At 61.5% G+C, this 13836-nt stretch carries 12 protein-coding genes; 5 read left to right on the top strand and 7 right to left on the bottom strand.

Annotated features, from left to right (window positions below; translation table 11 throughout):
* Window positions 1–3 precede the first annotated feature (3 nt).
* Both P3T22_RS01835 and P3T22_RS01830 read left to right on the top strand, forming a co-directional pair.
* Window positions 4–672, top strand: a complete 669-nt coding sequence (locus P3T22_RS01835) for a DUF6923 family protein (protein WP_063500892.1) — start codon at window positions 4–6, stop codon at window positions 670–672.
* Between the two features lie 225 nt (window positions 673–897).
* The gene (locus tag P3T22_RS01830; protein ID WP_063500358.1) at window positions 898–2130 is read left to right on the top strand and encodes an NAD(P)/FAD-dependent oxidoreductase; all 1233 of its coding nucleotides are present in this window, start codon (window positions 898–900) and stop codon (window positions 2128–2130) included.
* Here P3T22_RS01830 and P3T22_RS01825 read toward each other — a convergent pair.
* Window positions 2111–2584 (bottom strand): universal stress protein, encoded by a 474-nt coding sequence (locus P3T22_RS01825; protein ID WP_063500359.1) that lies wholly within the window; start codon window positions 2582–2584, stop codon window positions 2111–2113. The two genes, P3T22_RS01830 and P3T22_RS01825, sit on opposite strands and share 20 nt — an antisense overlap.
* A gap of 427 nt (window positions 2585–3011) precedes the next feature.
* Here P3T22_RS01825 and P3T22_RS01820 point away from each other — a divergent pair, with 427 nt between their 5' ends.
* Window positions 3012–3668, top strand: coding sequence for a peroxiredoxin (locus tag P3T22_RS01820; RefSeq protein ID WP_063500893.1), 657 nt, complete (start codon window positions 3012–3014; stop codon window positions 3666–3668).
* 37 nt (window positions 3669–3705) lie between these two features.
* Entirely contained in the window at window positions 3706–4776 is a 1071-nt protein-coding gene (locus P3T22_RS01815; RefSeq protein WP_063500360.1) for a rhodanese-like domain-containing protein, read from the top strand.
* A gap of 89 nt (window positions 4777–4865) precedes the next feature.
* Here the strand turns inward: P3T22_RS01815 and P3T22_RS01810 are convergent, their stop codons facing one another.
* A complete protein-coding gene (locus P3T22_RS01810; RefSeq protein ID WP_063500361.1) occupies window positions 4866–5912 on the bottom strand; it encodes a DUF1254 domain-containing protein in 1047 nt (348 codons plus the stop codon).
* 31 nt (window positions 5913–5943) lie between these two features.
* On the bottom strand, window positions 5944–6345 hold the full coding sequence (locus P3T22_RS01805; protein WP_429324054.1) for a hypothetical protein: 402 nt from the start codon (window positions 6343–6345) through the stop codon (window positions 5944–5946).
* A 131-nt stretch (window positions 6346–6476) separates the two neighbouring features.
* Between P3T22_RS01805 and P3T22_RS01800 the strand changes: the two genes are divergently transcribed.
* A complete protein-coding gene (locus P3T22_RS01800; RefSeq protein ID WP_429324053.1) occupies window positions 6477–7769 on the top strand; it encodes a TAXI family TRAP transporter solute-binding subunit in 1293 nt (430 codons plus the stop codon).
* A gap of 82 nt (window positions 7770–7851) precedes the next feature.
* Here the strand turns inward: P3T22_RS01800 and P3T22_RS01795 are convergent, their stop codons facing one another.
* The 4 genes from P3T22_RS01795 to P3T22_RS01780 form a co-directional block, all read right to left on the bottom strand.
* Window positions 7852–8454: a hypothetical protein gene (locus tag P3T22_RS01795; protein WP_429324052.1), complete on the bottom strand. Its 603-nt coding sequence runs from the start codon at window positions 8452–8454 to the stop codon at window positions 7852–7854.
* 345 nt (window positions 8455–8799) lie between these two features.
* Window positions 8800–9765 (bottom strand): D-2-hydroxyacid dehydrogenase, encoded by a 966-nt coding sequence (locus P3T22_RS01790; RefSeq protein WP_429324051.1) that lies wholly within the window; start codon window positions 9763–9765, stop codon window positions 8800–8802.
* An 18-nt stretch (window positions 9766–9783) separates the two neighbouring features.
* Window positions 9784–11853: a transketolase gene (gene tkt, locus P3T22_RS01785; RefSeq protein ID WP_429324050.1), complete on the bottom strand. Its 2070-nt coding sequence runs from the start codon at window positions 11851–11853 to the stop codon at window positions 9784–9786.
* A 121-nt stretch (window positions 11854–11974) separates the two neighbouring features.
* Window positions 11975–13834, bottom strand: coding sequence for a TRAP transporter large permease subunit (locus P3T22_RS01780; protein WP_063500364.1), 1860 nt, complete (start codon window positions 13832–13834; stop codon window positions 11975–11977).
* Window positions 13835–13836: the final 2 nt, after the last annotated feature.

Here is a 13836-nt window from a genome sequence, read left to right as displayed (position 1 = left end):
ACCATGAATCGATCAGCCGCCAAAATCGTGCGTGAATATGGACCCTTTCCGGGCGTCGACAACGTGGGTGGGGTCACGTATGACGGTCAGCGCGTGTGGATTGCTACCGGAGACAAGCTGACAGCCTTCGATCCGGCAAGCGGAGAAACGGTGCGCTCGATCGACGTCGTCGCGCGAGCAGGAACGGCCTTTGACGGCCAGCATCTGTTTCAGATCGCCGATGATCGCATCCAGAAGATCGATCCGGATACCGGCCGTGTGCTGGGTACGATTCCGGCGCCCGGCGGTGGGGGTAACTCGGGGCTTGCGTGGGCCGAAGGGACGCTCTGGGTGGGGCGCTATAGCGACCGGAAGATTCATCAGGTCGATCCCGAAACAGGGGCGATTCTTCGCACCATCGAGTCCAACCGCTTCGTCACCGGCGTCACCTGGAGCAACGGAGAACTCTGGCACGGCACCTGGGAAGATGACGCGAGCGAGTTGCGGCGAGTCGATCCTGGTACGGGAGAAGTGCTGGAAAGCCTCGAAATGCCGCCCGGCTTAGTCGTATCAGGGCTGGAAGCCGATGGCGGCGATCAGTTCTTCTGCGGCGGCGGAAACAGCGGGAAGGTGCGAGCCGTCCGCCGGCCCGAGCGAGGCGCCGAGCTTCCCGTCGAGTCTGCGAGCGAATAAGCGAGGCGGGTGGGGACACGCTTGCTGTTTATGACCAACAGGAGAATTGCGAAGGAGAGCGAACTGGCGATGCTGATCGACAACCCGACTAAGCAACGCTTGAGGGACTTCTTGAAGCATGTGACGTAGGTAGGCGCATGCTTCGAATGCGGGCGTCAGCTTGCCAACCCGTCATCGTTACGTGAAGATGTCGCGTAACCGGCAACAGGTGAGTTGATGACAACAATGAAATTCGATGCCGTCGTGCTCGGCGCGGGCATTGTCGGCGTAAGCGTGGCGGTGCATCTTCAGAAACGTGGCCGTCAGGTCGCACTGGTCGACCGCAAGCAGCCTGGCAACGAAACTTCGTTCGGTAACGCCGGGCTGATCCAGCGCGAAGGTGTGTATCCCTATGCGTTTCCACGTGACCTCGGCACCTTGCTTCGGTACGCGCGCAACCAGTCGCCGGACGTTCGCTACCATGCCGATGCCATCCTCAAGACGGCCCCCTTCCTGTGGCAATACTGGCGCAATTCTCACCCGGCAAGGCACGCCGCCATCGCCAGGTCGTACTCGACTCTGATCGAGCATTGCGTGGACGAGCACCGCGCGCTGGCGGCCGAGGCCGGCGCGAGCGCGTTATTGCGCCCAACCGGCTGGATAAAGGTGTTTCGCACCGAAGAAGTACGGGACGCGGAAATCCAGCACGCTGAACAGTGGCATCGGGAATATGGCGTCGAATTCGAATCGCTGGATGCAGCCCACCTGCAACAGAAAGAACCCGATCTCGACAAGGCCTTGTTAGGCGGCTTGCGCTATACGGCATCCTATTCCGTGAACGATCCCAACGCGCTTGTCACCGCCTACGCGAAGTATTTCGAAGCGCTGGGTGGACGGTTCTTCATCGGCGATGCGGACTCGTTTCGTGAGGGTTGGGCGGTCGACACACAAGCCGGAACGATCAGCGCTCCATCGGCGGTCGTCGCATTGGGGCCGTGGTCGGATCGCGTGAGTACGCGACTCGGCTACCGCTTGCCGCTCGCCGTCAAACGCGGGTACCACATGCACTATGCGCCGCAGGCCGCCGCCTGTCTGAATCATCCGGTTCTGGACGTCGAGAACGGCTACCTGCTGGCGCCCATGGCAAAGGGCATCCGCCTGACCACGGGGGCGGAAATCGCGCACTGCGATGCGCCCAGGACGCCCACGCAACTCGCCGCGGTCGAGCCGATTGCGCGCACGCTGTTTCCATTGGGCGAGCGTCTCGACAACGAAGCCTGGATGGGACGGCGTCCCTGCACCTCCGACATGATGCCGATCATCGGACCCGCGCGAAATCACAAAGACTTGTGGTTCGCGTTCGGCCATGCACACCACGGGCTGACGTTAGGCCCCGTCACGGGCCGGCTGATCGCCGAGATGATGACCGGCGAGGAAACGCTCGTGGACACGCGGCCGTTCAGGGTGGAGCGGTTCTAGAACCCGCTGGCGTCGACTGCCGGACGACGAGGATCGGGATCTGACTGTGCGTCAGAACCTTCTGGGTCTCGCTGCCGAGCAAAAACGCCCGCATGCCGCTTCGACCGTGGGACGCCATAACAATGAGATCACAGTCCTGTTGTGCCGCAACGCTGATAATCGCTTCATAAGGATGGGCGCGATTCACGGCAACCGTATTGCACTCGACACCGGCTTGCGCAGCGGCCCTTTTGATAACCGCGAGGTAGTCATCCGCACGCTTTCGCGCGGCCTCGATGATTCGGTCCTCGTTGTCCGCGATCATCTCCGTGCCATAGGCGAGGATATGAAACTCCGGGATGACATGGAGTCCCGTGACTTTGGCTCCGTTCTCCACGGCGAGCGTTACCGTCATCTGAATGGCGGCCTCAGAAAGCGCCGAGCCGTCGGTCGGCACCAGCAGATGCTTGAACATACCTGTCTCCCCCGCGACTCGGCCGGTTCGCGCTGAAATCCTGCCCGGCGCCTCTCTCACCTGACCCGGGTGAACCTGAACCAGAGGCGGCCTCTTTGAGTATAGTCACCCCGACGCAGTGCCGGGAACCACAACTTGTCATCACAAGAGCGCCCTACCTCCGGCCTACAGCGATAGTCTTTTTTGTTCTACCCTATATGGGCGACCTGCAGCGCGTCCCGATCTCTTTCCCGCATCACGACTATTGGGGAGAGCCTCTGAATCCGCTGCGCGCCCGCAGATGGCCCGCCAGCGCGAAACGGTGCAACCAGCCGGCGGGTGATCTCAAGTCAGACCAATCGCCTGACTAAACACCCAGACAGCCCCGGGGACGGCACTCCGCCCGCGGCACTGGTATCCAGGTGCACCCGCCCTATGGAGACTGATGATGTCGATTCGACTAGGAGAAGACGCTCCCGATTTCACCGCCGAAACCACCGAAGGAACGATCCGTTTTCACGAGTGGATCGGCGACCACTGGGTGGTCCTGTTTTCGCATCCGAAGGATTTCACCCCCGTTTGCACCACGGAACTCGGATACCTGGCGGGCCTCAAGCCAGAATTCGATAAGCGCAACACAAAAATTATCGGGCTCAGCATCGATCCCGTCAGCGACCACAAGGAGTGGGTCAAGGATATCGCGGAGACGCAGGGCCACGAGGTCGGCTACCCGCTGATCGGCGACGAGGACCTGACGGTCGCGAAGCTCTATGACATGATTCATCCCGAGGCGAGCGGCAGCGGCCCACGCACCGCGGCAGACAACGCGACCGTACGCTCGGTATTTCTCATCGGGCCGGACAAGAAGGTCAAAGCCACGCTCGTCTATCCGATGAGTGCAGGCCGCAATTTCGACGAAGTGCTGCGGCTGCTCGATGCGCTGCAGCTCAACGCGAAGCACACGGTGGCCACGCCGGTGAACTGGAAACCAGGTGAAGACGTGATCATTCCAACATCCGTTTCCAACGATGCCGCGATGCAAAAATATCCGCAGGGTTTCAAAACCGTGAAGCCTTACCTGCGGTACGTTGCGCAACCAAAGTAAAGCGCTTGCAAAAAGCGGCCCGCGGAGCGAAATCGTGTTGACCTTCAGGCAGCTATTCGATCAGCAATCGTCAACCTACACGTATCTTCTCGCCGATAGCACTACGCGAGAGGCTGTGCTGATCGACCCGGTATTTGAACAGGTGCGCCGGGATGCTGCCCTGATCGAAGAACTTGGATTTCACCTGCTTTACACGATCGACACCCACGTCCACGCCGATCACGTGACCGGCGCATGGATGCTGAATCGCCGCACAGGCAGCCGGATTGCGATATCGGCTGCGAGCGGCGCCGAAGGCGCGGACCGCTATCTGAGCCATGGAGACAAGGTCGAGTTCGGCGCGAGGTACCTGGTAGTACGTGCGACACCGGGTCATACCGATGGATGCATCACGCTCGTACTCGACAACGAGACCATGGCGTTTACCGGCGATTGCCTGTTGATCAGAGGTACGGGCCGCACGGACTTCCAGCGCGGTGACGCGCACGCCATGTTTCGGGCGGTCCACAACCACATTTTTACGCTGCCCGCCGCGTGCCTGCTTTATCCGGCCCACGACTATCGCGGCTTGACGGTCACGAGCGTGGGCGAGGAGCGGCGCTTCAATCCACGCCTTGGCGGTGAACTGTGTGAAGACGATTTCGCCGGATACATGAAGAACCTGCACCTGCCGCATCCAAAGCAGATCGACGTAGCGGTGCCCGCGAACCTGAAATGCGGCCTGGCGGCGAGCTACCCCGCGCAGATGACGGAGCCCGATTGGGCGCCACTGACATGCAGCTTTGCGGGCATCTGGGAAATCAATGCCCAGTGGCTCGAGGAAAATCTGCGTGCCGTCGAGATCGTCGACGTGCGCGAGCCCGACGAGTTCGACGGACCGCTGGGGCGTATCCCCTCAGCCACGCTCATTTCATTGGGTGAGCTGGCCGGGCGCGCCGCCGAGCTCACGAAGGAACGCCCGATCGTGACGGTCTGCCGGGCCGGCGGACGGTCGGCACAAGCCACGATCATGCTGCGACAGGCCGGATTCGAGCGGGTTGCCAACCTTGCCGGCGGCATGCTTCGCTGGCGTGCAGAAGGCCGCGTCGTCGAAAACGCCAGCATGTAACGGTTGATCCTGATCCAGAACCGTCGCGCCGGGGATCGCCGATCGCATGTCGACGAATGCCGGCGGCGAGCGGGATAGAAAACGTCAGCTCAGTTGACTGGCTCAGGCGCCGGAAAAGTCCAGGCGCCGCTGAGAATTTCGGCGCGCGGGCGGTACAGCCGCACGGTATAGTTCCAGCCAGCAACAACAGGCAGGCAATTGGGCACCTGTCCATCGCAACCGCCAAACTGCATGGTAATTGAGCCGTCACCTCCCTTCTTCGCGGTGAGGTTATTGATCGAGTACGCGTTTGACGGGTTCTTCTCAAAATACCCTTGGGCGTTGTAGACGCTCACTGACCAGAACGCATCCACGGGGACGTCCTTGACCGAGAGCCGATAGACGGTCTTTCCGTCGTTCTTCGCCGGCGTGAAATTGAGGTAGGTTGCGTCCTTGTCAGGATTGCCGCCCCACGCTGCCGCGGCGCCGACCAGGCGCCGTACCGGGTCGACCTCCTCTTTGGTGCCGAACGCATGCTTGAAATCCGGAATCGTGGAACCGAGAACCAGGAGCGCATCGCGATCCTTCTTCTGGCTCACTGCATCCCAGTTGGGCATGTCGAGCGTGCCGGGTGCCTTCTGGCTGACGGTGATCTCGTCCTGCAGGCTGTGGACCTGCTTGATGTCGTCCGGGCTATTCGGGTCGACCAGCGTTCGTATCGCGACGACCACGTAACGCGTACCGACATTCTCTCGCGTCAAGGTATGCGTACCCCCGCCGTAGAATACGTTCGGTACGTAGTGGTCCTCGTTAATGACCTGCATCGCCATGAAACGCTTTCCCGGATCAGGCATGCTGATCGTGACAGGCCCGGCGTCGAGGTCGAAGACACCCGATGAATAGAGCGTGTCGCGATTCAGCCGGATGACGGTTTGATGGTCGATCGATGCCGGCTCCCGGCGATGGAGCAGTTTCCCCAGCCCCCCTTGCTTTGCCAACGCAACGACATACATGTCTGATTCCGCGCGAACAAAATTGTCGACGGTAACGGGAACCGCCGCTCCCGCTGACGGCGCCGCGGCGGTTTGCGCCTGAGTAGTGCCAACGGCTGCGAGGACTATGCCTGTAACGCAGGTGGCGATCAGTGTCGTTTTCATGAATAGCCTTTTTTCTGTTGGAATAGAGCCGTCAACATCCCAATGGCGGCGAAGTACTGTCTGAAGCGGCACACCGGTCTGCACGCGCAGACAAAAACAATTCGTTTTGCATATCGTCCAGGCTCGATCCCGGTTTCGACCTGGTGGTCTTCGCGAATGCGAAAACCGCCCGAGTATCGGCTGTATCAGGCAAGTCGTAAAGGCTAAATACCGTTGCTGCACAGGTCGCGTGATGCCGCGCAAACCATGCGCTCCGCCAAAACAAAAAAATCAACATTCGGCGACGGATTCCCGCTGGCTGCTCCGTTAAAGAGACCAGATCATGCATGGTTATGTGTTCGTGCCGGACGGCGCGCAACAGTCCTTGCAGCACTGATTTATCACGCATCGCGACGATCGCCACCTTGAGTGCGGATGTGGACAAGGCGTTCAAGGCGCTGCATTATCCATGCTGTCTGTTGGACACCACCCGCGCGCGGCAGAGACCTGGCGAGCAGCGCCGAACGAGAGAGGCGAACAATGCCCAGGCACCACCCAGCGCTTCATCGCAATGAAAAAATTCCCATGACACCAGGTCGCCGGCGGCTGCTCGTCGCCGGCGTGATCCTGGTGACGGCCGCACTAGGTTGGGGACTCTCGGTCATACTCGAACCCGCCTTCCGCCATACGATCGTCATTACAACCGGAGCAGACAACGGGATCTATCGCGGCTTTGCAGATCGCTATGCGCCCATCCTGAAACGCGATGGCATTAAGCTCGATATCCGCAGTTCCTCGGGTTCGAGCGAAAACTATGAGCGGTTGAAGGATCCTGACAGCGAATATGAGGTGGGCTTTATCCAGTCCGGCACCACCAGCCCCAAAGAAACCGACCACCTGCAGACCATCGCCGCCGTCTCCTATGAACCGATCTGGGTGTTCTACCGTGGCGAGTCCACCATCAACCGGCTGGCACAACTGCGCGGCAAGAGGGTTTCAATCGGTGTGCCTGGCAGTGGTCTGCTGAACGTCTCCCAGGTATTGCTCAGGTACAGCGGCATCACGCGGGACAATACAACGCTGCTCGAAATGGACGCAGCCAAAGCCTATCAAGCCCTCGAAAACGGTCAACTGGATGCGGCTTTCTTTATCGGCAGGCCCGATGCGCCCATGCAGACAACCCTCTTGAACAGCGATCTCAAGCTGATGAGTTTTGCGCAGGCCGATGCACTGGTGCAGAAATTCCCGTCGCTATCCAAGGTTGTCTTTCCGCGCGCCGCGACCAGCATCGTCAACGATCTGCCGCAAGCCGACGTCACGCTGCTCGCCGCCACGGCTTTGCTCGTCTCCAAGGACACGCTGCATCCCGCGCTCGCCTACCTGTTGTTGGACGCGGCTAAAACCGTCCACGGCGGCGAAGATTACTTCACGCCGCTCGGCGTGTTTCCCAATCTGAACACCGAGGAATTTCCTGTTTCCGAAGAGAGCGAGCGTTACTTCAAAACGGGGCGCCCCTTCCTGCAGCGCTACCTGCCGTTCTGGCTGGCCAGCTTTATCGAACGACGTCTATTGATCCTGCTCCCCTTCATGGCTGTATTGCTGGGCCTGCTGCAGGCGTTGCCGCGCATGGCGGAGGCACGCATAAAGAAACGCCTGATTGTCTGGTATCGCGAGATCAAAGCGCTCGAAGATGAAATATGGAAGAACAGCCATCCAACGCTGGACCAGATTGCGCAATGGCGGGATGAGATCGAGCACATCGATGCGCATGCCAACCAGATTAAGATGCCGCAGCGTTATTTCCATGACGTTTATGCACTCAAGCAGGCGATTGGCGTAGTGCGGGATCGAATTTCCCGTGTAGCAAGGGAGCAATAGCTGCGCGAACGAGCTGCCAACCGTCCGCACACGCAGATAGCCGCCCGCGTTTCTTCGCGTCGCGCGCTTACTTCAGGTCGGGCTAGTTCGGCGGCGGAAGGGCCGGATCGAGTTTCGCGGACTCTCTCACTAGCTGATCGGTCATGGCAGCCGCAACCGGGTTCGAGCCGGGACGATACGGGTCGTTACGACTAGGCAGGGCCGGCGGCGGCAGGGCCGGATCGAGTTTAGCCGACTCTTTGACCAGCTCATCCGTGATCGCGGACGCGGCCGGATTCGAACCATGACGGTGCAGACTGTCACGCCTGCTATCGGTTCGCGGCACCGGGTCGGCCTTCGGCACGACGACGGCATGAACCACGACCGGTTCGCGCGTATGCGTGTCCAGTCGCGGCGCTTGCACGGCACTGCTAACCGGCAAGCTGGCTTCCGTCACCACTGTCCCGTTCGCAGACTGGCTCGCAGGCTGTTTAGGGTCAGTTACTGTGTTGCCGGAGAGAGGCGCTGCAACGACCACGCTTCCCGCGGTCACATGAGTGTCAGCCAATTGGGAGGAAGTCGCGGCCAATTCCGCTGAGCTATTTGTCGCGACGTCGGTGTCGGTGTCGGCCGTCGAGCGCTGGCTTTTTTGTAACAATAAGAAAGCGCCGAACACCAACTCGACGAGAAGCACTCCGACGATCAATGATGTACGTACATTCCTCATATTAACCAACGATTCGTTCAATCAATGCGATTGGATTGATGACGGCCGCCCGTTCGAAAAACACGTCGGACAGCAGGTTCCCAGCGTGAGCCGGCGATGGGTTGATGTGGGGATGATTCGCGTGACCCGCACACGTTGATGGTCCAGCGGCAATGGTCCGGTGATCCACTCGACCGAACGGCACGGGACACTTCGTATGCTAATGCGAAAAAACAATCTGTGCTGAACGGACGCGAGGTCCACGCGAAATAGTGCCAAAACCGCGGGCATTTTGTGCGCCCGCGGCCATAGGGGACTACAGTGTGACGCAGCGTCCCCCGCCGATCAATACGCCCCTCGCACCAGGTTGGTCGGTGCGCCGTCGACGAAGTTCTCGATGTTGTCCATCAATTGATCGGCAAGACGCTGTTGTGCCTCGTCCGACGCCCATGCGACATGCGGCGTCAGAATGACGTTCGGGCGGCCGGCCGCACGCATCAGCGGATTGTCCTCAGAGGGCGGTTCGCTCGCGGTCACATCGAAACCCGCACCGCTGATCAAACCTTCGTCAAGCGCCTGCACCAATGCGTCTTCGTCGACCAGGCCGCCGCGCGCCGTGTTGATGATCAAAGGCTTGCGCTTCATTGCCTGGAACTCGGGCATGGCCAGCATGTTCCGCGTATTCGGTGTGAGCGGACTGTGCACGGTGATGATATCGCTGGTGGCGAGCACCTCGTCCCACGGCGTGTAAAGCGGGCCGAGACCCTCCCTCCCCTTGTGAGCGGCGAACATCGGCAGCATGCCGAAGGCTTTGCCGATTTCCGCAACGCGTTGCCCAAGCACTCCTTCGCCGATGATGCCAAGGCGCGCGCCGGCCAGATCGTGAATCGCATGCGTGAAAAAGCAGAATTGCCCCGACTTCTGCCACTCGCCGGCGAGCACGTCGTCGCGGTAAGCGATCAGATTGCGTCGCAGCGCGAGGATCAGTGCAAAGGTATGCTCGGGCACGGTGTTGATCGCATAGCCGCGAATATTGCACACCGCGATGCCGAGCTGCTGGCAGGCCGCCTTGTCGACGCAATCGGTGCCGGTGGCAGCGACCGCGACGAGTTTCAGGTCGGGCAGTTGCGCCAATACTTCTTTCGTCAACGGCACCTTGTTAGTGATCGCGATCGATGCGCCGTCCAGCCGCTTCAGCAATTGATCCGGTGTCGTGCGATCGTGCTCGGTCAGTTGATGATCGAAGCGCGGCTCGCGCAACACAATCTGCGGCGCAAGCGTGGCGCGGTCGAGAAAAACGATTCTTTGCATGCTCATCTCCTCGATGATTTACAGATGCCGCTTGGCTTCGGCGACAATATGCTGCGCTGTGATACCGAAATGCTCGTATAAGGTCTCCGCAGAGGCGGAAGCACCGAAGCCCGTCATCCCGACAAAGCCGCCCCGCTCGCCCAGATAGCGGTCCCAGCCGAAACGCAGCGCTGCCTCGACACCGACGCGCACGGTATTTAAACCCAACACCGCGGCGCGATAGTCGGCGTCCTGTTCGTCGAAGATTTCCCAACACGGCATCGACACCACTGCAGTCGCGAGGCCTTCATTCTGCAGTTGGTTGCGTGCCTGCAACGCCAGCACGACCTCGGAACCGGTGGCGAGCAAGGTCACCGCACGCGGCCCGCCCTCCGCCTCAGCCAGCACGTAAGCACCGCGCCGCGACAAGGACTCGGCGCTATGTTCGCGACGCACTAGCGGCAATGCCTGGCGCGCAAATACCAGCGTGCTCGGGCCACCGCGGTGTTCGAGCGCGAGGGCCCAGCACTCGGCGGCTTCCACCGCATCGGCGGGACGCAGCACGCGCATGTTCGGCATCGCGCGCAATGAGGCGAGTATCTCGACGGGTTGATGCGTCGGCCCGTTCTTGCCGACCCCGATCGAGTCGTGACTGAACACGAAGTGCACCGGCAAGCCCATCAACGCGGCCATGCGCATCGCCGGACGCTGATAATCGGAGAACGCCAGATAGGTCACGCTGGTCGCGACGATACCGCCATGCGCGGCCATGCCGTTGGCCATCGCACCCATTAGATGTTCGCGTACGCCGCAGTGGACGTATGCACCGCTGCGGTCGTCGGCGGTGAATGCGTGCAACTGGCGCTTGTGGCCCGTGGGCGCTTCGAGATCGGCGCAGCCGATCATGCGCTCGGGCAGCAGCCGCGCGAACAGATCGCTGATCTCGCCCGACACTGTGATGCCCGGTTGCGGCTCGTCGCGTTCAACGGCGCGCTTGCGGTAAGCGTCGAGCACATCACGCCAGCCTTCCGGCAAACCGCCCGCCTGGACCCGCTCGAACTCGGCGCACTGCACGTCTGGCAAAGCCGCGAGGCGCGCGTGCCACGCGTTGTATTCCTCACTACTGCGCCGGCCCGCTTCGCGCCATGCGTTCAGTACGTCCGCGGGCACGTCGAACGGTGCGTGCGGCCAGCCTAGTTGTGCGCGCGCCGCGTCGGCGTCTGCCTGAAACAGCTTGCCGCTATGCCCGCCGCGCTGCCCTTGCAAGCGCGCAATACCGCGGCCGATGACCGTCTTGCAAGCAATCATCGACGGGCGCGGGTCCAGGCGCGCGATTGTCAACGCCGCGGATACCGCTTCAAGATCATGTCCGTCGACTTCGATCACCTGCCACCCGCCCACGCGAAATCGTGCACAGACGTCTTCGCTGATCGAAAGCGAGGTGCTGCCGTCGTCGGTGATCTGGTTGTCGTCCCAGCAGAGAATCAGTTTGCCCAACCGCAGATGCCCGGCCAGCGAAATCATTTCCTGACCAATGCCTTCCTGCAGACAACCATCGCCGACAAACGCATACGTGTAGTGGTCGACGAGCTCGCTGCCGAACTTCGCCGCGAGATACGCTTCGGCAATGGCCATGCCGAACGCGTTGGCGATACCCTGCCCGAGCGGACCGGTGGTCGCTTCGATACCATGTGCCGGTTCGTACTCCGGATGTCCCGCGCAGTGCGAGCCGAGTTCGCGGAAGGTCTTGAGCTGGTCGAGGTCGATCGCCGCATAGCCGGTCAGATACAGCAGCGAATACAGCAGCAGCGAACCGTGGCCGTTGGACAGCACGAAGCGGTCGCGGTCGGGCCACGTTGGATCGGCGGGATTGAATTTCAGGTGCCGGGTGAACAGCGCGGTCGCGATTTCAGCCATGCCGAGCGGCACACCCTGATGGCCCTCGCCGGCTTGCAGGATCGCATCGATGGAGAGGAAGCGGATCGCGTCGGCGAGCGGTAATCGGAGTGCTGGCTCCTGGGGTCGCGTTTGCGCCGCCGCAACTGACAGCAATGGCGATGCTGCCAGCGAAGCAATCGGTGAAGCAGGCTGAGCTTCAGTAGTGGACATGACAAAAGGCTCCTCTACGCCGCCCTGGCATGCAGGGCGGCGGCAATCAAAGCGGATTGAATCGGATTGGGCGAAAGAACTTCATACGAGGCTGCGCGGCGCAGCCTCGTCCGTCAGCGGATCAATGCAGGAAGCCGGTCGAAATCCAGGGCACCGCAGCGACGATGATCAGGCCGACCATCAACGCGGCGATGTAGCCGAGAATCGGCTTCATCCCTTCGTCCGGATGGATGCGGCTCACCGCACATGCCGAGTAATAGCCCACCCCAAACGGCGGCGCGAACAGGCCCACACCCATCGACAGGATCACCACCATGGCGTAGTGCACATCGTGAATGCCCATCTGCCGCGCGATCGGGAACATGAGCGGGCCGAACAGCACGATCGCCGGTATGCCCTCGAGCACGCTGCCGAGAATCACGAACACGCAGATGGAAGCGGCCATGAACATCGCCGCGCCGCCCGGCAAGCCGCCGAGCGTCTGCGCAAGCTGTCCCGAGAAACCCGATTGAGTCAACGCCCACGCCATGCTCGTCGCCGCGCCGATAATCAGCAGAATCGCGCCGGACAATGTCGCGGTATCGATCAGCATCGGCTTTAACCGCGCCCATTCGAAACGGCGATAGATCAGCAGGCCGGCCAGCACCGCGTAGGCGATACCGATCGTCGAGACTTCGGTTGCCGTCGCGATCCCTTCGACCACCGCTGCGCGGATCACGAACGGCAAGGCGATCGCAGGGAACGCGATCACGAACTTGCGCAGAATCTCGACACCCGTTGCACGCTTGACGCCCGACATGTCTTCGCGCCGATAGCGCCACTGCACCACGATGCACAAGGTAATCGCCAGCACGATGCCCGGCAGCATGCCGCCCGTGAAGAGTGCCGAGATCGACACGCCGGTCACCGAGCCGAGCGTGATCAGTACGAGGCTCGGTGGAATCGTCTCGGTCTGCGCGCCGGTCGCGGCGAGCAGCGCCACCAGATCGCCCGGCTTCGCACCGCGCGCTTTCATCTCCGGAAACAACACGGGCGCAACCGCCGCCATATCCGCGGCTTTCGAGCCCGAGATGCCCGACACCAGATACATCGCGCCGACCAGCACATACGACAGGCCGCCACGCACATGCCCCAGCAAGCTCGCGAGGAACGCGATCATCGCCGCGGCCATGCCGGTCATCTCGATCAATTGCCCGAGAAACACGAAGAGCGGCACCGAGAGCAGGATCAGGTGCGACATGCCCTCATCCATCCGGCCAACCACCACCGGCATCGGTGTATTCGTGGTCAACGCAAGGTAGCCGAAGGTGGCGAGTCCGAACGAGAAGGCAATCGGCACGCCGCTCAGCACACCCAACGCCACCAGGCCGACAAAGAAGATCAGCAAGTTGATATTGCCGAGATCTCGGAACAGCGGTCCCAGCGCAATGAAGATGCCGACCAGCGCGCCGACCGTCACGATCGCGCCAAGCGTCAGCCGCCAATTGCCCATGCGTGCGAGCCGTACCACTGCCACCAGCAGCATCAGCGCCGAGCCGACCGGCAATGCCGCCGCGCGCCACGAGTTCGACAATTCGAGTGCCGGCGTGGTGATGAACGATTCGTCCTGCGCGAAGCTGATCGCCGGGCCGATCACCATCGCAAGGAACGCGATCGGCGCGGCGATCGCGACCACGTCGAGAAAGGCCCGCACACCCGGCGGCGCCATGCCGACCAGCGCCGTCATCCGCATATGCTCGCCGCGCCGCAAGGCGATCACGGCGCCAAGCATGGCGAGCCACAGGAACAGCATGGATGCGAGTTCATCGGACCAGACGAGCGGCGCGTGCAGCAGATAGCGGCTCGTCACACCAGCCAGCAGCACGGCGATTTCCGCGAGTACCAGCAAGGCAGCGGGAATCTCGACCAGATGGCCGAGGGCGGAGTCGAGCGCACAGGCGAACCGATGCTGCCGCTCGTGCGAATAGGAGATCGAGATCATCG

The organism is Paraburkholderia sp. GAS348 (genome assembly GCF_050434205.1).
Taxonomy (GTDB): Bacteria; Pseudomonadota; Gammaproteobacteria; order Burkholderiales; family Burkholderiaceae; genus Paraburkholderia.
This window is presented reverse-complemented; position numbering and strand designations above follow the sequence as displayed.